Source organism: Filifactor villosus, from assembly GCF_042652965.1.
Taxonomy (GTDB): Bacteria; Bacillota; Clostridia; order Peptostreptococcales; family Filifactoraceae; genus Filifactor; species Filifactor villosus.
The window spans coordinates 12,739-32,909 of record NZ_JBHSHL010000019.1 but is presented as its reverse complement, the minus strand read 5'-3'; the positions used below and the strand labels follow the sequence as shown (position 1 = coordinate 32,909).

The window sequence follows — 20,171 nt, the reverse complement described above, 5'->3', positions numbered from 1 at the left end:
CATTGGTAGCCGTGCTCTTCCATAGAGCGAGGATATCCGTGTCCGACATAATCGTAATGCTGTCTCCTACGTTCTTCTTTACTCCATTCACAGACCAACCGTCAAACACATGTCCGCTCGGTGCTCCGAAGGTGTTCGCAGCAAGGGTAATGGAACTTCCTGTCGAAACACTTGTTACAATATCCGCACCCGTACCTCCGTTCGCCTTGTAGGTTACACTAACATTGGTAGATGTGTTTCTATGGTTGATGGTTGCTCCCACATCTGCATAGGAACTTAGACTACCTTCTCCTACCGTAAATATCATCACAAAACTGAGGACTGCACAGAGAATTCTTAGACGTAATCCAAATTTTTTCATTTTTAATAAAACCTCCTTTTAGGCTATTATACTATAGTTCCTTTTAATTTGCCGATGACACACTGTATTCTACAACCTGCCAAATGTTTTGACAGTGATATCTCTATAAATATGGCAAATCGGAATTATAGTAATAAGATTGGTTGTACCTGGGATTGTTCAAAAAGATATACATAGGGATATTATACAGAACCTCTTCCAAAAACACAGGAACAGGGGACAAGTACATAGGATGTGTGGTGGTAGTAATCCTCCATGATATATCTGCACAATAATTTCAACTTCACTGTAATTAAAGTCAGATAGAGATCTCAAAGTCGTATACACAGCAATTATGAATTTGTTCTATCACGAAAATAAACATTTGCATATTCCCTAAAGGGATTGTTGACAGAATTGATTTTTTGTGAAATATTTGATTTTAAAACGTTACAACGCTTAAAAATTTATTGAAAATTTTTATATTTTCTTTAAAAATGTCCTTTTTAAAAATTTTTTTTTGAAACCCAGATCGTATCTACACAAATTAAACAAGGCATCTTAACCATAAAATGATCGATGCCAAATGAATTGCTCCAACAAAGCAAAAAAGGATTTTTGTGTAATATGTGGCAATCCCTCGGAACTGACTTCACTTCAAAAAAGCATTCTCAACAACATGGGAAATATCGATAAGAGACTTATTGTATTTCCATTTGGTCTTTCGATTTCTCTTCGGAGGAATGACCTTAGGTAAGCATTGACAAATACCCTATTGTCATCGAAATTTAATCCGCCTCGTTTATTTAAGTGTTGTTTAACGATCAGTTCTATTCTATTACACTGTGCATCGGTTAGATCAGGTCTGTTTTGTGCTTGTTCTCTCATAATTTTAAAACCTTCTCTGTTTATGCGATAATCTCACATTGAACCGAAGATTTTATGCTCTTCTTCTCGCAAAGGCATGAATTCCCTGCACAAGTACTTCATCCACTGACACGACTTAGTCTTCTGAAAATACGAAAGTTTCCTTTTTTTTATCAAAAGTCAGAGAATATGTCTTGCCTGCTTCCAGCTGTAAACTCAATTTTGTCGGTCCCCAGACTTGCGTTACATTCCTGTGCACTACGCCCGGTCTGGTATATTCATAAGTCAACTCTACTTCCAACTCCCCCGGCATTGCATAAAACACTTGATTCATTCCCTCGGAAACGATGCTAGGGCAAGCTTCTCCTCTAATCACATGTCCGGAAATAGAATTTGATGTCAACATTCCATAACTGGAACGCAAATACACCTTTACGGCTCCCGGATGGGCATCCCACCAACTTTGTTGGTTTTTCTTGCGCTTGTTCATATAAATAATCATCCAGATGATGTAGACTACGAATACTACTGGAATGATATATCCCAAAATCCCCATACTCTTCCACGCATTAATGATCTGTTCCATTCTTTTTTCCTCCTTTTACCTCTAAACGAATTGGTTTTGCTTTTTCCCCAACGATACCGATATCTTCTATACAGCTTTGAAACTGCCGATATCCAAGCATAGATACATCATATCTATGTTCTTTCCCTTCCACATCAATGACATAGAGATAACAGCCATTGTTACTGGAACGAGCGCGAAACTGACACTGCTCTATTTCATAGCACTCTTTTTTTGCACCCTTTTGAAATGTGACACTTTCATTCGTTACAATTACGGTCTGTCGTACATCATTGATTTTCAAAAAAATAAATATACCGACGAGCACTACTACAATCCCCAACGAATATTTCATTTCCAAAAACAGACTCAATAGCATCACAATCAGAAGTGCCGCAAAAAATAAAAGCACCAGTTCCTTCACAAATGTCAATAAACGCCCCTTGTAAACTCTCTCGTCCATATTTCCTCCTTTCAAAGGAGATACTCCATCTATCTCCAAATATGGAGGCATTATAGCATAAAAATAAAAGGTATACAATCATACACTTATGGAAGTTTGACAGTCTAAAAGGAAAAAAATCGTTGTAAGTATTATAAACGCTTTATTTTTTTTCAAATTATATAATTTGTTATTGCGTAATGTGTTATAATATAATGAATATAAAAGGAGTCTGATATACGTTTCAGAGTTTCTGAAATCTAAAAATGCGAAATCTCTCTATATCATCAAATCGCTTTACAATCCGAAAACAAAATCCAATACTTCTAAGGCAATACCGCACAAAAGCAAAATTTTGATTTTCTTATGGATTTGTAAAAAATAGAATTCTGTCAAATCAATGCTTCTAAGAAATTCAGAATCCCTTTAAAAGTGATGTTATGCTGATTTTTTGAATTATGCGGTATCTCCTAATACTATAATTGTCCGGTCATGAAGTTTGAATTCTATGATCACTCAAAACGTTTCCGGTAAATATAGTCTGTTTACCTGACACTTTATACTATTCTCCAATAGAAGTATGGATATATCTGTTTTTCAACCCACGAAAAATCGTTTTATCTTCTATGGGTCACAAATTGTCTATATCTATAATTCAAAGGAAGAATAGTATTAAACGGAGAATAGTATAACTGTATACAACAACTCTTCAATGTGTTCTTCACAAAAGCGGTATGCTCATGAAAAAAAGCCTCCAACCTCTTGATCCAACGTTGAAAGGCTTTGATTCATATAATATTTGAGAGTTTCAAGGAGTCCTTACATTCGAACGGGAAGCAGGAGGTAGGTGTAGTCTTGTTCTACCTCGGGTTTTATGACACAGGGACTGACATTGCTGTTGAAGTTGAGATAGATGGTATCTTCTTCGATCACCCGCAGTGCTTCGAGGAAGTAGCGGATGTTGAAGGCGATTTCAAGCTCCTTGCCTTCCAGCTCGATGCCGATGATTTCTTCCAAATCACCGATTTCCTTGTCCTGTGCAGTGATGATGAATTCGTCGTTTTGCATCTTGAGTTTGACCAGGTAGTTGCCGGAGACGAGGGTTGCCCTGTCCAAAGAGTTCATAAACTCCTGTCGGTTCACCTTGATCTTGGTTGCAAATTCCTTTGGGATAATCTGTTCATACTTGGTAAATTCTCCTTGTATCAACCGGGTGTTGACGATGGTGTTCTCAAATACGAAACTTGCGTGTCTACTTTCGATGCCTATTTTGATCTCGCCTTCAATACCTTGGCACAGTCGCATAATCTCGCTCATGGTTTTTCCGGGGATGATGATGCTCTGATAGCCTACGGAGGATGAGATCTCACATTTTTTATGAGCGAGGCGGTAGCCGTCCAACGCCACAAGGTTCATATGGTCCGTATCGATCTCAAGGAGCTGTCCCATAAAGATAGGTTTTCGCACATCGGTGGAAACTGCAAACTGGGTCTTGCGAATCATCTCAAAGAATACCTGTCCATTCACGCTCTGGTAGATGGCATCGTCGAGCTCTTCGACGGTGGGATAGCCGTTATCGACCATCTCTCGAATGGTAAACTTCGATTTGAGGCATTTGATATGCACGGTGGAGTCTTCGACCCTGACACTGACCTGCTCATCGGGCAGCTTGCGTACGATGTCGGAGATCATCTTGGCTTCGATAATACATCTTCCTTCTACTTCGACCATTGCAGGTATACTCGTCTTAATCCCGATTTCCAGGTTGTTTCCCATAATAACGACGATGCTATCATAGGCTTCGATATAAAAACCTTTCAAGATCTCCATCGGTGTTTTGCTGACGATCGCTCTCGAAGCGATGTTCAAGGCCTCGGCAAACTCCTTCTGATTTACTGTAAACTTCATTGAAACCCTCTCCTTGCTCTAAGAAAACACCGCACAAAATCAAACTCCCGATCTTACTTTGAGTTTGTAAAATACGAAAATCTCTCGAATTTCATTCTGAGTATAAAATAGAATTTACACTGATTCTTCAAATTATGCAGTCTTTCCCTAATTATCTTGCGTGATCCACTTTTATTCTTACACAGAGCCGGGTCGATGTCAATATCTATCTTGTTCGTTGTTCCGCAACTGTCAAACGCTCGGGCAGGACTTCGTTTTTGATCAGGTCCTGATAGGTCTGCCTTTTGACGATGACCTCACTTCTTCCCTCTTTGACGAAGACGACGGCGGGTATGGGGTTTTTGTTGTAGTTGGATGCCATGGAGTAGCCGTAGGCTCCCGTGGAGAAGACCGCGAGGATATCGCCCTGCTCGACCTTTGGCAGGAGAAGGTCTTTGATCAGGATATCGCCCGATTCACAGCATTTTCCGCAGATCGTTACCTCGGTTTCTGCCGGTTCGTCCGCCCTTCCCGCTATCACTGCACTGTACTTCGCTCCGTAGAGGGCGGGGCGAATGTTGTCGGTCATTCCTCCATCGACGGACACATAGGTCCTAAGGTCGGGGATGTTTTTGATCTGACCCACTCTATAGAGGCTGATCCCCGCTTCGGCAACGATACTCCTGCCCGGTTCGATGACGATGGCGGGACGTTTCATCCCTTCTTGTGCAAAAAATCCTTCGATCTTCTCCATCATAGGCTCGAGGAAGTAGGAGAAGGGTTTTCTCTCTTCGTCGGTATAAGTAACTCCAAAGCCTCCGCCGAGGTTAAGCTCTTGAACCTCACAGTCAAAGCGTCGTTTGACCTCCGTTACATGGTGGAGGAGGATGTCCAGGGCCTGAAGATGCGAGCTGTTGTCGTGGAGCTGGGAGCCGACATGAAAGTGAAATCCCTTGAAGTCGATACAGGGTGAGGAGATTGCTCTCTCGATGTAGGGATAGAGGATGTGTTCATCCAAGGGGATACCGAACTTGGAGTCTTTCCTTCCCGTTACGATGTAGTCGTGGGAGTCGGATCTGACGCCCGGTGTGATACGATAGAGCACATTTGCAATTTTCGCCTTGGTTTTGCAGATCTCTTCGATCATATCGAGCTCAGTCAAACCGTCGACGATGATCCTCCCCACTCCGTAGTCGATCGCCATTTCAAGTTCTTCATAGGATTTGTTGTTTCCGTTAAATTCGATATTTTGAGCGGGAAAATCACACGAGATCGCCGTAAACAGCTCGCCACCCGATACGACATCGATACACATTCCTTCTCTTTGGCAGAGTTTATACATGGCAAGGGTGCTGAAGGCCTTGGAGGCATAAGCGACCCTCGTTCTTTCATAACGGTTTACAAAACAGTCTTTGAGTTCGTCAAAACGTCTTACGATCTCGGTCTCGGATACGACATAAAGAGGCGTATTGTACTTTTCGGCAAGGTCGACGGTATTACAGCCGTCGAAGTACAGGGTTCCGTTTTTGATTTCTCTTATCATTTTACTTTCTCCATTCTCACGGGTTTTTCAAAATAAAGGGTTTTGGTTCGGGTATCCATGGTGCAGTTCGCTCCCATAGGCAGTGTCATCATGGGATGACCGTGACCCGATTCTATGCAATACATAACAGGAATATTGATTCCCTTTAAAATATCTTTGAAACATTCGATCGCATCGTATTCGGGTCTGTTTTTGTTGTTACATTTCGTGAACTGGCCCAGGAGGATACCTCTGCACTGATTGAGTTTTCCCGCATTTTTAAGATGAAAGGCAAAGCGTTCCAAGCGATCAATCTCTTCTCCCACCTCTTCGATAAAGAGGATCTTGTCCTTACAGTCAAGTTCATAGAAGGTGCCTATGGAGGCGGACAGGAGGGCGAGGTTGCCTCCGGTCAATCTTCCGGAAGCAGTGCCTTCGCTCAGAACTTGGATCCCTCTTCCTTGGGGATTGGCATATACATAGGCATCCTCCGCATCGATCGCCTGAAAAAACGATGTTGCAGTTTCGTCGTCGAAGTCATCGATCATATCCGAGGATACCATGGGCCCGTGGAAGGTAACGAGATCACAATAGCGGTTAATCGCGAGATGAAGGCCGGTGATATCGCTGTATCCGACGAAGATCTTGGGGTTTTTCTTTATAAGTTCAAAATCGACATAGGGCAGCATCCTGCTTCCTCCGGCTCCTCCGCGAACACAGAAGACAGCATCGACTTCTTCATCTTCAAACATGGAGTTGAACTCCTTCGCTCTTTGAGGTCCATCGCCCGCCATATAGCCTCCGTAGTTTTCGCTGAGGTTTGAGGAGGTTTTGACCCGATAACCCAAGTCTTTGATTTTTTTGATACACCTTTCCCTTTTTTCTTCCGAGATGGGGGAGCTGGGTGCAACCAACCCCACGGTGCCCCCTTTGGGAAGTTTGTTCGGATATCTCATAGAATCCTCCTTTGCTTAAAACCACATGATGTTCACGATGATGGCGGAGGCGATCAGAGATGCCAAATCTCCGAGAAGTCCGGCAATGATCGAATGGCGAACGTTTGTGATTCCTACCGCTCCAAAATAAACGGCTATGACATAAAAGGTCGTTTCCGTCGAGCCGAGAGCCACCGAAGCAATCCTTCCGATCTGACTTTGAGTTCCGTATGTAGTCAGAAGATCGCTCATCATCCCTTCCGCTCCTCCTCCGGAGAACGAACGCATAATGCCCATAGGAAGCACTTCGCCGGGCAGCCCTATCAGGGAAGTCAGGGGATTGATCGCTTTTACGAGCCAGTCCATAGCTCCCGATGCCCGAAACATTCCGATAGCACATAACATCGCTACAAGGTAGGGAATAATCATTATAGCCACTTTCAACCCTTCTTTAGCTCCTTCCGTAAATACGGAGTAGACCTTGACCCCTTTCGCCAAAGCATAGATGGGAATGAACAAGAGGACTAAAGGAATGGCGTAAGTCGAAATCGCGTTTAATACAGTTGTCATAGTATGATACCTCCTATTTTTCTACTTTGAGCGGATCGGTTCCTACATAGTTTTCATTGATCTCCAAGGTTCCTGCCTGTCGTTCTCTCTCGATGATGTTTTCGAGTTTGTATTTTTTGGTGTTCTTCAAAAGTAGGGTGACACCTATTCCGACAACAGTCGATATGGTCGTTGCAAGCATGATGGGTCCGACTACTTCCGCCGAGCCTTCGACTTGGATGGAAGAACGAAGTGCCAAGACGGTCACCGGTATCAAAGTAATCGATGTGGTACTGATGGCAAGCAACATACATTGAGCATCCGTTGCAATGTTTTTGGTCTTATTCAAGGTTTGAAGATCGGACATCGCTTTGAGGCCGAACGGGGTCGCGGCGTTTCCTATCCCTAAGATATTAGCTGCAAAGTACAGTGCCATGGAGCTCATTGCGGGATGTTCCGCCGGCACATCGGGAAAGAGGAGGCGCATAACCGGAGAAATCGCCCTTCCGAGTTTTTCGCACAGACCCGCCTTCTCCATCAAAGCCATAAATCCGGTAAAGAAGGTCATTACTCCGACCAACCCCACTACAATCTCGACAGCCACATTGGCAAAGCTGAACAGTGCTTCCTGAACCGCAGTGATGTTTCCCGTAGCGATACCCGCTATCACCGAGATCGCCACAAATCCTACCCAAATGTAATTCATCATACAAATTCCCCCTTTTCATGTTTCCATTCTCCGTTTGAACTATAAGGGTCGATCAAAGATGACTCGCTCGAACACGTACCGTCATCGACCGATCTGTTTAAACGGATCTCGGAATTAGGTTTACAATGTCTGTAAAGACAAGTTTTTGAAGAGCCGTACAACGATGTGCCTTGATTTTTCACAAGTTTGAAAAAGATATAAAAAAGCATCGCACAAAGACACAAAATAATTTTCCCTTTGTTTTGCGAGATATTGAAAGTCTCTAAAATGACGGATTTCAGAAATGTGTTTGTCCAAAAAAACTGAATTTCTTCTGCTTTTTGGAGTTATGCGCTGTTTTCATAAACTTTTTGAAGAATACGGTCAAGGAACCGATTTCACACCCGTTATGAGAAACCTCTTCGGTACTTAATAAAAGCAAGTTATATGCCAATGTGCATTCAAAGATTTTTGCTCCTCGAAAAAAAGAAATGCTACCTCACTTTTTTTGTATTTCCCTTTTTGAATGTCTTGGTTATCGATCTTCTTCTTTGATTTTTCCGTTTTTTTGGAAAATAAGTTTTTATTTTCGGAATTTTTTCCGATTTTTCCCTAATATATGTACTATTTTCTTAACTTAATATAAAAATATATCGAAAAAAATATCGTGGAAAACATCCGCGTCTTCCTTAGTCTCCTTGTCTGAAATCCCATTGAAAGAAGTTAATGCTGTTTTCCGTTTAATATGTCAGGTAAACAGAATATAGTTACCGGAAACGTTTTGAGTAATCTCAGAATTCAAACTCCACAACCGGACAATTCTAAGGAAACACCGCATAATTCAAAACATCATCGTAACATCACTTTTAAAGGGATGATGAATTTCTTAAAAGCATTGATTTGACAGAATTTTATTTTTTACAAATCCATAAGAAAATCAAAATTTTGCCTTTGTGCGGTATTGCCCTGATTATATAAAAAAATTTCCATCCTTCAAAAGCAGAGGAGAGATACTTTCCCTAGGAAAAACAATGTTCTCAAAATCACATGTTTTACAACGTTGATATACTCTGTGATACAATAGAAATAGCACCGTATCTCTGTACGATGTTTCCCTTTGCGATATCTTCTACAATTTCGGTTTACTTTTTGCTTTAAGACTTGTTACCCACAAGACGGAGGAGGAGTCGGAGAACACAATCCCGGAGAGGTAATACCGAGTTGTGCTCTTGATTTTTCTATGCGTTTAAACGTTGCAACATCATTCCGAGTCAACGATTTTGGAACTTCCTTGTCTATATAAAATGGATGTTGTGCTGATTTTTCGGATGATACGGCATCGATCTTTGTGCAACAGCTCTCTTAACGGCATAGGCACGAAAATCCTCAACTGTTTGTAAGCATTGTAAGCAGGCTTGGAATACGTTGTTACAGAGTGGGTAATATGAAGAATCCAAGGGCTCTTATCCGATATTTTTTAATATATAACGAACAAGGAGGATTTTTGTATGAAAAAAATTCGATACTACTATTCATCGATGTCCAAGCAGGTGTTTCTTGTCTTGTCGATGCTTTTTGTTTTGGCTCGATTCGTTTTATTCTTGGAGGTCATCTTCTTTGATATCAACGGCTATGCCGGGCAATACAACATTTTTGCCAGCGTACTTCTCTACCTCGTCTACTTCCTGCCCCTCCTGTTCTTTTCTACGGGATATCGGTTTTTTTATACGCTCTACGACGAAGACAAGGTCACTTATTGCAACAGGCTTCTCAAAAAAGAAACCTCCCTCTCCTTTGCCTCTGTAGAAAAGGCGATCTTAGATAGGAAGGGGATCCACCTGTTTTGCAAGGGAAGGTCGGAGAGCGATCTTAGCATCCCCTTCTTTCGGTTCGGAGTGATCTCTCCAGCCGGTGCGGATGACTTCTACAAACTTCTCAAGCAAAAGAACATCCCCTTGGAGAAGAAGTTCACGATCCTTCCGGGTCATGAGCCTTCGAGAAGATGGAGGGGACTTGTCTACTCCTGCCTTGCTCTCCTCAGTTTGGCCTTGCTTACCCAAACCGTGGCTTTGGCAGTCTCCATCCTTAAAAAGCACGGTTAGATCAACAAAAGGAAAGCAAAAAGAAGTGTTTCGATATCCGGTTGCGACCACAAACATTTGTTGTATCTTCTATGAAGTATGATATCCACCACTCCAATACATCGTATCACATCGCTGTTATAGGCATAATGAAGTTTGAAAAACATTGATTTTACAAAGCTCCATAGTTTGTATGTCCAATAAAAAATCAAACTGTCCCCTCATACGACATTGCCTTTGTGCATATATGGTTCGTATGAGCGGGACAGTTTCGTTACAAGAATGGAAATTGCTGACAGAACTTCGCTACAAAGGCGATTCTTATACTATTCTTCGATAGAAGTATGGTTATATCTGTTTTGCAACCACGAAAATTCGTGTTCTCTTCTATAGGAGTTCAAATCGTTGATATCCATTATTCAAAGGAATAGCAGTATTAGACAAAATCCGTCTATCTCCTCATCACATCTCCTATCAGACGCAGAGCATTTTGATAACAGATCTTTTCAACCTCATCGTCGGTAAAACTCTTCCTCATCTCTTCGATCAGAGCAGGATAACCGCTGTAGTCCTTCATCTCGAGTTCCCCGCTGATTCCGTCGAAGTCCGAGCCGAGGCCGACCGCTTCGATACCCGCGTGCTTCGTCATATGCTCGATATGCTCCACGATCCTCTTATTGCTGCTGTATGATCCTTCGTTCTGCAAGAAGGCACTGTAATAGTTGACCCCGACAAGACTTCCGCTCTCTCCTATCACCTTGAGCTGATGATCGGTAAGGTTTCTCCTGTGAAAACAGAGCTCTTTGGCGCAGGAATGGGAGGCGACAAAGGGCTTGGAGGAGTGCTTTGCGACGTCGTAGAAACCTCCCTCGGAGAGGTGGGAGACATCTATGATCATCCCCTTTTCGTTCATCCGCTGCACCACCTCGAACCCAAAGCGTTTCAATCCCCTCTTGTTCTCTTCTTCGTCCAAGGTGCAGGGATAGCCGATGTCGTTCTCAAAATCCCAAGTCAGGGTGATAAGCCTTACTCCCTTGTCGAAGAGGTCATCGAGCTTATCGATCGAGTCCTTGATCACGAAACCGTCCTCAATCGTCAGAATGGACGACATCCTTCCCTTGGCACGGTTATCGAGGATGTCCTGCTTGCAGAAGGCGGGCTGGATGAGATCCCTGTTCTTATTCAATTCTTCCAAGTAGAATTGATACAGCTCTTCAAAAAAATCATAGGGATCCTCGGTCTTCATATCCTCCCTTGATATAAAAATTGCAAAAAACTGAGCCAAACCTCCCGCTCTTTTCATCTTCTCCAAACTGAGGTGACCATCGTTCTCCCTTAACGAGAACTTCTTGTCCCCTATATACCCCAAAAGACTGTCACAGTGCATATCGATGATCTTCATCGCAGACTCCTTTCTCTACTTTAGTTTTTATAGTTTTTGCGAAAAATTCTCTCCCATCCGAGCCTAATCCAAACCGTTCCAACATCTTGAAAAAACGTTTTGTACTGTCATCACTTATATCGACCGATCGTACAGTTTTGACCTCTCATACTACTCTTCGTTTAAACAGTTGACATCAACGGTTTTTATTTTTTAGCTCTGAAACGCTTTATTCTAACAACCCCAAGTCGGATACAACTGCCAAAAAAATTCGACGCTCCTATGCTTCAAAGTGTTCGACCTGTCAATTTTAATAGAGAAATTATACGATATCCCCCATGACACTTCAATCGCGACCGTAATTGTCAATGTCAAACCTCGGTATGTCAACATGGGCAAAAATTCACTTTTTTTGTCGTATCCCGAAACTCGAAATCCCTCCTTCTTCAAGGAATGTTCGACCTTTCTCCATCACTTTTTTCGAAATCTGACAAGATTATACCACAAAAGAACAAAAACAAATAATACAAGGAGGAACGGTGAAAAAAATCCATTTTTTTCGGGGTGTCACTGAAAGTCCTGAGATTTTGGCTTATAAATTGCTGTATAAAATAACAGGGATATCCCACAAACAACTTTAGGAGAACAGAGAGATGACCGATGACAAAATACAACTGGTAAGACTGTCGGACTTGGATCCCGACTTTATCATTGACTTGAGATATGCGCAAAGAAAAAATTTTTTAAATAAGGTGATCTATACTTCGAATGTCTGTTATATCAACAAGCATACTGCAAAACTTTTGATTAAAGCTAAGAACATTTTTCGCCATGACGGGTACCGGGTACGGATCTGGGATGCCTATCGTCCGATCCGTGCACAAAAAAAATTATTTGAGCTCTTCCCGGATACCGACTATGTCGCAAAACCTCCGGATATGTCCAAGCTGACCTCCTTCAAGCCTTCCCATATGAACGGAATGTGCGTGGATCTAACGCTTACCGATATGTACGGAAACAATATCAAAATGCCGACGGAGTTTGACGATTTCTCCCGGAAATCGTCCATCCTCTATCCCTTTACTCCCAGGGAAGAAAAAAACAATGCCCTGTATCTGAAGTTTGTGATGGAGGGTTGCGGATTTGAATCCTATGAAAAGGAATGGTGGCATTTTGAAGATACCTGTACACCTCCGGTTCCCTACTCGGATCTGGAATTGTGACGGGCAAATATATCAGTAGGAACTTTGCTATTGTCCAATGTACCGACTACCACAAAAAACACTGTCCTTACCCCGAATTTCGACAGGAAGGATATTACAGTGCTCAAGAACTTCAACTGCGTTTCTTCTTAGATGATTCAATCTATATTCTTAGAGCCTTAAAACAATAGCAAATCCTTATACAAGCCCTTCGTCGCCACGTCCTCATCGCGGTACGAAGGGCTTTTTTTACGATCGGACAATTGTCCTTGCACGGTTCTCGTAGTATAATAAAAAAAATTTCAAGAACAAACTGATATCTTATCGCAATTGTACCGGCATTCCGATTAGATCAAAGCACCGACAAAAAACATATGCCTCTCAACAGGCGTTCACAACCGGTATAAGCTCGATTTCTTTCAGGTAACGTTGTTGATTCGAAAAGAAGCGGTATAAACAGGGAAGAGATGCGAGGATCGGTTCAAACGATGTTGCCTTATACTGTTTCCCGATAGAAGTGTGGCGATATCTGTTTTGCTACCATGAAACTTCGTTTTATCTTCTATGAAGCACAACTGTTGATATCCATAACTCAAAGGAATGGCAGTACGATATTGTTTTTGTGTGATCTTTGATATACTTATCTAAGAAAGGAGAATTCCTATGAACAAACTTCATCTGGCAAACCTGCCCACTCCCATTCAAAAGCTGGAATGCTTGTCTAAAGAAACCGGAGTTGATATCTATCTCAAACGTGATGATTACACAGGTCTGGAAATCAGCGGAAACAAGGTCCGAAAGTTGGAATATTCATTTGCCGAAGCGATCTCCCTAGGCTGTGATCATGTGATTACCTGCGGAGGGATCCAAAGCAACCACGCAAGGGCCACCGCAATGGTCGCAAGGAGGCTGGGTATGAGTTCCACCATGGTCTTGAGAGGAAAAGAAGAGGACAGCCATGAGGGAAATCCCTTCCTTTCACGGATGATCGGAGCCGAATTTTCGTTTATCACTCCGGAAGAATACCGAGATGAAAGAGAAGCGATTATGAAGGGCATTGCCGAAGATCTCAGAAAAAGGGGGAAGAAGGCTTATATCATCCCCGAAGGAGCTTCCAACGCCGTAGGTTCTCTGGGCTACCGAAACGCCTATGAAGAAATCCTGAGTCAGGAACGGGAGCTCGGTCTCGACTTCGACCGGATTGTTCTGGCGGTAGGTTCGGGAGGAACCTTCGCAGGGTTGAACTACGCAAACCTCGAAAGCGGAAAATCTCTTCGTATTACGGGCATCAATGTCTGCGACGATGCCGATTTCTTCAGACGTAAGGCAAAGAGCCTCATTGATGAAATGAATTCCTATACGAAGAAGGATATTTCGGTAAGAGAAGAGGACCTCCACGTGATAGACGGCTATGTAGGCCTCGGTTACGCCATCAGTCGGGAGGAAGAGCTCAGATCCATCCTTCATGTGGCAAGGACGCAAGGAGTCATCCTCGATCCGGTCTACACCGGAAAAGCGATGCACGGCCTTTTGGAGGAAATCAAAAAGGGCTGCATGAAATCAGGAGAAACGATATTATTCGTTCATACGGGCGGTATGTTCGGATGGACGAGGGAAAAGATAAACCAATTGGAAGAACTTATGTAGTTTAGGAGAATCAGAATACTATGAACGTAAAAGACATCATTGATGCCATCTATCCCGAGATCTTGGAACTCCGAAGGGATTTTCATCGTTACCCCGAACTTTCGGAATATGAGGAGAGGACGGCAAGGAAGGTGAGCGAATTTCTGTCAGCTCACAATATCGATCACATAAACAAGGTTGCCGGACACGGAGTTGTGGCGACAATCCGAGGAACAAAGAAGGTGTTGAAAAAACCGAAGTTTTCCGTTATCGCCATCCGTGCCGATATGGATGCTCTTCCGATGGAGGAGCTGATCAATACCCCCTTCAAATCTTTGAACAAGGGAGTCATGCACTCTTGCGGCCATGACATCCACACAGCCGTACTTTTGGGGACGGCAAAGATACTCAAGTCTTTGGAAGAAGAGTTCAGCGGAACGATCAAGCTCTTTTTTCAACCTGCGGAAGAAACGGTAGGAGGAGCAAAGTATATCATAGAAGAAGGTCATATGGAAAATCCTCATGTTGAGGCCGTCATCGGTCTTCATGTCAATCCCTTCCTTGAAACCGGAAGTGTGGAATTTCGCTACGGAAAGATGAATGCGACCTCAAGCGAGTTCGAGATTACGGTGGAGGGCATCTCCTGCCATGCCGCCTACCCTAACACGGGAATCGATCCTCTTCTTCCCGCCTGCCAGATCGTAACCTCCTTCCAGAGTATCCTCAGTCGCAACCTTGCCGCTACAAACTCCGGAATTATAACCGTGGGAGAGTTCCACTCGGGAACCAAGACCAATATCATTCCTTCCTTTGCCAAACTTACGGGAACGATGAGAGCTTTGGACGCACAGACAAAAGACTATATGTCAAGACGGATGGAGGAAATCGTCGATTTTACGTGCAAGTCGTTCGGAGCTTCATCCTCCATGTTTTTCAAGGACAGCTATCCCGCTCTGGTCAATGACGATGACATCGTTCATATCTTGGATGAAGTTGCCCGGGAGCACTTGGGAAAAGACAAGATCTCCTATATGCAGGAGCCCAGTCTGGGTGCGGAGGACTTCTCCTTCTTCTGCGAGGTGGCAAAGTCCGCCTACTTTACCATAGGAGTGAAGAAACAAGGCGTACAGGAACCCTTTCCCCTTCACAGTCCCTACTTTGATCCCGATGAGGAGGCGATGAAGACAGGGATGCTGATGGAAGTCGAGGGAGCCTTGAGATTGCTTGGGGAATAGAAATTGTAGTAAGATAAGAGTATCAATAGAAACAGAAAGGAGTTCTCTATGAAACTTTATGGAAGTGACCTGTGTCCCGATTGCCCTCCGGTGATTGAATATTTTAAAAAAAATCCGTCGAGTTTGAATTTGTCAACATCACGGAATCCATGAAAAACCTCAAAGAATTTACCGCTCTGAGAGATCACAGGGTGGAGTTTGAAGATGCACGCAAAAACGGCTATATGGGGATCCCCTGCCTGCTGACCGATGAAGCTGTCATCTTCTTTGAAGAAGATATCTTAAAAAACTTCTGATTTTGCAGGATATTCCTTCCAAACTCGATAGACGAATACAAAACAGACAGAGGGATACTATGCTCTTCTCCGATAGAACGAACGGAGATACAGATGATGAAAAAAAGGTTGAAGGAGGATATATCCGCCTGACAAATGTAATAGGTCTGTTGTCTATTACATTTGTCAGGTCGTGAAGTTTGAATTCCGAGATTACTCAAAACGTTTTCGGTAAATATAAGTCTGTTTACCTGATATGTTAAACGGAGAATAGTATAAAAGAGCCTTTCGGCTCTTTTTGCTTTGTCTACAATATCGTTTTCAAATAGGTTGCGATTCCGTCCTCATCATTGCTTCCGATAACGAGATCCGCTACCTCCTTTACTTCGGGAACGGCATTTCCCATGGCAATTCCATATCCTGAAGATACAATCATTCCGATATCTGCATAATCATCTCCAAAAGACATAATATCCTCATATCCGAGAGTAAGATATTTACAAACTTCTCCCATTGCTTTTTCCTTAGTTATGCCTCTTTTTGTATATTTGTACCAATGACCGTCAGAAAAACGAAGACTGTCGCAGTGCAAAAACTTCTTCTGCAACTTTTTGGCAATTTCTTCATCGAAAATTTCGACACATATCTTGAGAGCTTCTCCCTCAAAATCTCGGTAATCGGTCCATATGCTGTCACCCCAATTTTTTTGAGAGGTATTCGGATCTACCTTATAATTCCAATAATGCGATTCGAGAGTATCCACGGTTATCTCACAGCTTCTCCCGCAAAGTTCTATGATCTGTTCGATCATCAAACGGGTTTCTTTTACGGAAAAACATGCTTTATAAATACATTCCTCTCCTTTTTTTACAAGAGATCCCCCGCTTGCAATAAGAATATCCGGTTTCAAATCCTTTAAAAAACACAGGGTGTTTTTTTCACTTCTTGAGGTTGAGATCCCTATTAACGTGCCTTTTTTTCTTATTTCCCGCAGTATGTTCAACGTGAAATCCGAAATTGTTTTATCACTTTTTAACAGTGTTCCGTCCAAATCAAACAGCAGTAACTTTGGCAACATTGCTATATCCCTACCCTTCCGGTTTCCAAATACAACTTTCAAAACGTAGATTTTTTGTATATTTCATTTGTCAAGTTAAGAAAACACCGCATAATTCAAAACATCATTGTAACATCACTTTTAAAGGGATACTGAATTTCTTAAAAGCATTGATTTGACAGAATTCTATTTTTTACAAATCCATAAGAAAATCAAAATGTTTTCTTTAGGCGGTATTGCCTTACGAAGCAGTTCTTAAAGACAGGAGTTTATTTCATCATTGATCCGTTAAAGTTTGGTGCTGATCCCATACTTCTTGCATTTTTCATAGTAGGAGGACTTGGAGATAGCCAGTTCTTCCATTACTTTTAGGGAATCGTTGTTATGGATGCACAGACATTCTCTCAATATCCTCTCTTCCTCCCTTTGGAGCCGTTCTTTCATCGTCATCGTCCTCTCACGCTCGGCAATATTGATGTGCTCGGGGTGAATGAGTTTGGACTCGCAGAGGACGATGGAGCGTTCGATGACGTTTTCGAGTTCTCTTACGTTTCCCGGCCAATGATAGTTCGCCATCTTTTTGAGTGCTTCCCCGGAAAATTGTTTTTCTGCGATATGATATTGCTCGCACAATCGACGCAGGATCTGTTCGACCAGGAAGTAGATGTCGATCTTCCTCTCTCTCAAGGGAGGAATCTCAATGGGAAATACGTTGATACGATAGAAGAGGTCTTGGCGAAACCGTCCCTTTTCGACTTCTTCGGCCAAATTTTTGTTGGTTGCGGTGATGATTCTTACATCGACCTTGACGGGTTTGGAGGATCCTACCCGATAGATGACCTTGGTCTGGAGAGCTTGGAGAAGTTTTGCCTGGATCTCCGAAGGCAGCTCCCCGATCTCGTCCAAAAACAAGGTCCCTCCCCTTGCCACTTCGAAGTAGCCCGCCCTTCCCTGAGGAGAAGCTCCCGTAAAAGCCCCTGCGACATAGCCGAACAGCTCGCTCTCAAAAAGTGTGGGAGCGATCGCATTACAGTTGACTTCGACAAAGGGTGTGTCGGAAGACGCCAAGTTGTGAATCTCGCGCGCCAGATAAGACTTTCCCGTTCCGCTCTCTCCGGTGATAATAACGTTGAACCTCGTCTTCGAAGCCTTGTAGGCGAGGTATTTGATGTGCTCAAGAGAAGGACTCCTTCCGACAAAACCGCTGAGTACATCTTGAGGGAGGGAGGGTTGAGCCTTCTCATGCACCTTATAAGTCTGTTCGATCTTGTCGATGATGCTGTTTCTGTCTTCCAACATCTTCTCCAGCTCCGCTGCATCCTCAAGGGCAATAAATAGCCCGTTGATATCCCCCTTCTCGTCCTTGGAAGAGATAAGGGAACATAGGAAGAGTTTTTTGTTGATCTCGTAGAGGCAGTCCCTCATCGACGGTCTCCTCGCCTCCATGACATCTGCGATCTTATCGGTAAGTTCACTGGGTTCGAAGACATCGAGGAGATGTTTTCCTATGACGGGAAGACGGTTGGAGTTGTTCTTCTTTTCCAAAAACCTTCTTCCTCTGAGGAGATAGGCGATCTCTTCTTTTCTTGTACTGTAGCCCGGCAGTTGAAAAAACTTGATCTTTCCGCTTTTGCCATCAATGGCGACCATATGTCCGATCGAGCGATAGAACCTCATCTCGTAGTTTCTGTCATTGACGCGGATGGTGATGATCTTCTTCTTCGGATCGATACAAAGATGCAGATCAAAGCCCAGGTAGTTCATCTCGAGTTTGAAGGGAAGGCTCAATTGACGTTCCCGAATGTATTTGTAGACAGGCTTTACATTCTGCGTTTTGTAGACGCCTGCCACAAGGAGCATATCTCCTTTTTTGATCTTAGGATCTTCGAGATTGAGGATTTTGAGATCTTCAAGGTTCAGTTCTCCGTCATCGGCTCCCAGTTCGTTATCCGCTATGAGGACGATGTCCCCTTCCTGTAGATAGCCTTCTTCATGGGTGTGGTTTTTGTTGTCAAAATGGATGCCGGTCATCTCTCTCGCCCTGCGATTACACAGGAGAATCTTTCTCTCTTCGTTGAGGTAGATCAGTCCCATGGAGAGGTTGTCGGTCAGCTCCTCGATCATTTTCATCTTTTCGTTCATCTTCTGTCCTTTCCCAAACTATTTGAGAGAACAATACTCCGGAGTCTCTACTTGACAACAGGTCTATCATCTCTCTGAAAAAATTCATAACTGATGTTTCGCATAAAATCATTGACCCTGTAAATGTCGGCATCCTTGGAAAAGATCGACAAAATAAAGGGGCGTTTTGCATAGATGATCCCGACATCGTTCGAGATTCCGCTGTCTTCTCCCGTCTTATGAGCTACCTGTATCCCCTGAGGCAGTCTCTCCTTGATTTTGTGATTAATCTGTTGTTTGGAGAGGATCTCGAGGATACTATCACAGGCATCGACATTCAGGATCCGCCTTCGATAGAGTTTTTCAAGCAGGATACCCATATCAAAGGCTGTGGTTTGGTTTTCGATCCCTTTCAAGGAGGCCTCTTCATCGAAGAGGAGACGGTTGATCAAGGTATCTCTAAGATTCATCCGATAAAAGAGTTCGTTGAGGACCTCCTGTCCGCAGTAACGGATAAGGAGGTTGGTCGCGGTATTGTCACTGATAGCGATCATCAATCTGCAAAGGGTCAAAATATCGACTTCGATCTCTCTGCTGAACGAGTTCAAAGCACCGCAGCTCGGCAACTTGTCTTCTTCCCTGACAAGAAGGGTGTCTTCCAGGCTCAACTTCTTTTGGAAGGCGAGCCAAAAGACCCCGACGAGAATAGGAAGTTTGATCACGCTTGCAGGGATAAACACTTCCTTCTCGTTATGGGAATACACTTCTTGAGTTACAAGATTTTTGTAATAAAATCCGATATTTTGATCCAAAGATCCTATCCTAAGTCTAAGGTCTTGCATAGAAATACCTCCTCGATAAATGAGTAATACGGTGATTCGATCAAAGCATAAACAGAGGCCTCTTAAGCAGAAGGTTTTGTAACTTTTTCTCTTTGATTTTTATTATACTACAAATCGGTTTGTATAAATATAAATAATAAACAATATATAGTAGTAGTAGTAGGCACTGTGGATAAGTGGATAAGTAGGTAGGACGCGGAAGGACGGATGAAAAAGAATTCGAATTTACCTGTGGATAAGATTGAGAGGAACGGGAGCGTTTGTGGATAAAGAAAGGGTGGGTGATGGCTTCGGATCTTATGTAAAAGCATTGAAATACCAAGAAAGAATATACGAGAAGAACCCCGAGTCGGGGAGGTTTTTTCGGGAAGGTACGAAAAAGAAAGAGGACTTGCAAATTGTTAACAAACTAACAAGAAGAAGAAAAAATGAAGGAAATCCGTCAAAATTCTCAAGGGAGTACCGGACTTTTGCCGTTGGTTTCGAGAGTGAAGTAATCACGCGAAACCAACGGTTTGTGTATAGTATGAACCTATAAGAAGACCGGTCATGCGGC

18 protein-coding genes are annotated in these 20,171 nt (G+C 43.0%); 6 read left to right on the top strand and 12 right to left on the bottom strand.

All coding sequences use genetic code 11. From position 1 onward, the window contains the following. From ACFO4R_RS05640 to ACFO4R_RS05605, 8 genes are all read right to left on the bottom strand, one after another. Positions 1 to 361, bottom strand: a 361-nt coding sequence (locus ACFO4R_RS05640; protein WP_379788075.1) for an InlB B-repeat-containing protein, incomplete at its 3' end; no start/stop codon positions are given. A 982-nt stretch (positions 362 to 1,343) separates the two neighbouring features. Next, entirely contained in the window at positions 1,344 to 1,793 is a 450-nt protein-coding gene (locus ACFO4R_RS05635) for a hypothetical protein (RefSeq protein ID WP_379788074.1), read from the bottom strand. Next, entirely contained in the window at positions 1,777 to 2,235 is a 459-nt protein-coding gene (locus ACFO4R_RS05630; RefSeq protein ID WP_379788073.1) for a hypothetical protein, read from the bottom strand. The genes ACFO4R_RS05635 and ACFO4R_RS05630 overlap by 17 nt, the downstream gene beginning before the upstream one ends. Positions 2,236 to 3,033: 798 nt before the next feature. Continuing rightward, positions 3,034 to 4,122 carry a DNA polymerase III subunit beta gene (gene dnaN / locus ACFO4R_RS05625; protein WP_379788072.1) on the bottom strand — a complete coding sequence of 363 codons (1,089 nt, stop codon included), beginning with the start codon at positions 4,120 to 4,122 and terminating at the stop codon, positions 3,034 to 3,036. 205 nt (positions 4,123 to 4,327) lie between these two features. Then, positions 4,328 to 5,644 (bottom strand): diaminopimelate decarboxylase, encoded by a 1,317-nt coding sequence (gene lysA, locus ACFO4R_RS05620; RefSeq protein WP_379788071.1) that lies wholly within the window; start codon positions 5,642 to 5,644, stop codon positions 4,328 to 4,330. Next, positions 5,641 to 6,579 (bottom strand): S66 peptidase family protein, encoded by a 939-nt coding sequence (locus ACFO4R_RS05615; protein ID WP_379788070.1) that lies wholly within the window; start codon positions 6,577 to 6,579, stop codon positions 5,641 to 5,643. Before ACFO4R_RS05615 ends, lysA begins: the two co-directional genes overlap by 4 nt. Before the next feature lie 15 nt (positions 6,580 to 6,594). After that, on the bottom strand, positions 6,595 to 7,128 hold the full coding sequence (locus ACFO4R_RS05610; RefSeq protein WP_379788069.1) for a spore maturation protein: 534 nt from the start codon (positions 7,126 to 7,128) through the stop codon (positions 6,595 to 6,597). 13 nt (positions 7,129 to 7,141) lie between these two features. Then, the gene (locus ACFO4R_RS05605) at positions 7,142 to 7,816 is read right to left on the bottom strand and encodes a nucleoside recognition domain-containing protein (RefSeq protein WP_379788068.1); all 675 of its coding nucleotides are present in this window, start codon (positions 7,814 to 7,816) and stop codon (positions 7,142 to 7,144) included. Positions 7,817 to 9,303: 1,487 nt separating this feature from the next. On the opposite strand from ACFO4R_RS05605, the gene ACFO4R_RS05600 reads away from it, so the two are divergent. Further along, complete coding sequence (locus ACFO4R_RS05600) at positions 9,304 to 9,897, top strand: hypothetical protein (protein ID WP_379788067.1); 594 nt, start codon at positions 9,304 to 9,306, stop codon at positions 9,895 to 9,897. A 430-nt stretch (positions 9,898 to 10,327) separates the two neighbouring features. On the opposite strand, the gene ACFO4R_RS05595 is transcribed toward ACFO4R_RS05600, so the two are convergent. Beyond that, positions 10,328 to 11,278, bottom strand: coding sequence for a dipeptidase (locus ACFO4R_RS05595; RefSeq protein WP_379788066.1), 951 nt, complete (start codon positions 11,276 to 11,278; stop codon positions 10,328 to 10,330). Positions 11,279 to 11,910: 632 nt separating this feature from the next. Between ACFO4R_RS05595 and ACFO4R_RS05590 the strand changes: the two genes are divergently transcribed. The 4 genes from ACFO4R_RS05590 to ACFO4R_RS05575 all read left to right on the top strand — a co-directional run bounded on the left by ACFO4R_RS05590 (position 11,911) and on the right by ACFO4R_RS05575 (position 15,616). Then, positions 11,911 to 12,480, top strand: coding sequence for a M15 family metallopeptidase (locus tag ACFO4R_RS05590; RefSeq protein ID WP_379788065.1), 570 nt, complete (start codon positions 11,911 to 11,913; stop codon positions 12,478 to 12,480). A gap of 642 nt (positions 12,481 to 13,122) precedes the next feature. Continuing rightward, positions 13,123 to 14,106, top strand: a complete 984-nt coding sequence (locus ACFO4R_RS05585; protein WP_379788064.1) for a 1-aminocyclopropane-1-carboxylate deaminase/D-cysteine desulfhydrase — start codon at positions 13,123 to 13,125, stop codon at positions 14,104 to 14,106. Between the two features lie 20 nt (positions 14,107 to 14,126). Further along, on the top strand, positions 14,127 to 15,320 hold the full coding sequence (locus ACFO4R_RS05580; protein ID WP_379788062.1) for a M20 metallopeptidase family protein: 1,194 nt from the start codon (positions 14,127 to 14,129) through the stop codon (positions 15,318 to 15,320). 149 nt (positions 15,321 to 15,469) lie between these two features. Next, positions 15,470 to 15,616: a hypothetical protein gene (locus ACFO4R_RS05575; RefSeq protein WP_379788061.1), complete on the top strand. Its 147-nt coding sequence runs from the start codon at positions 15,470 to 15,472 to the stop codon at positions 15,614 to 15,616. 286 nt (positions 15,617 to 15,902) lie between these two features. Here the strand turns inward: ACFO4R_RS05575 and ACFO4R_RS05570 are convergent, their stop codons facing one another. The 3 genes from ACFO4R_RS05570 to ACFO4R_RS05560 all read right to left on the bottom strand — a co-directional run bounded on the left by ACFO4R_RS05570 (position 15,903) and on the right by ACFO4R_RS05560 (position 19,615). Continuing rightward, positions 15,903 to 16,673, bottom strand: coding sequence for a Cof-type HAD-IIB family hydrolase (locus tag ACFO4R_RS05570; RefSeq protein ID WP_379788060.1), 771 nt, complete (start codon positions 16,671 to 16,673; stop codon positions 15,903 to 15,905). 267 nt (positions 16,674 to 16,940) lie between these two features. Beyond that, complete coding sequence (locus ACFO4R_RS05565; protein WP_379788059.1) at positions 16,941 to 18,794, bottom strand: sigma 54-interacting transcriptional regulator; 1,854 nt, start codon at positions 18,792 to 18,794, stop codon at positions 16,941 to 16,943. 47 nt (positions 18,795 to 18,841) lie between these two features. Next, on the bottom strand, positions 18,842 to 19,615 hold the full coding sequence (locus ACFO4R_RS05560) for a serine hydrolase (RefSeq protein WP_379788058.1): 774 nt from the start codon (positions 19,613 to 19,615) through the stop codon (positions 18,842 to 18,844). Between the two features lie 262 nt (positions 19,616 to 19,877). On the opposite strand from ACFO4R_RS05560, the gene ACFO4R_RS05555 reads away from it, so the two are divergent. Continuing rightward, positions 19,878 to 20,153, top strand: a complete 276-nt coding sequence (locus tag ACFO4R_RS05555) for a hypothetical protein (protein ID WP_379788056.1) — start codon at positions 19,878 to 19,880, stop codon at positions 20,151 to 20,153. The last annotated feature ends 18 nt before the right edge of the window (positions 20,154 to 20,171 follow it).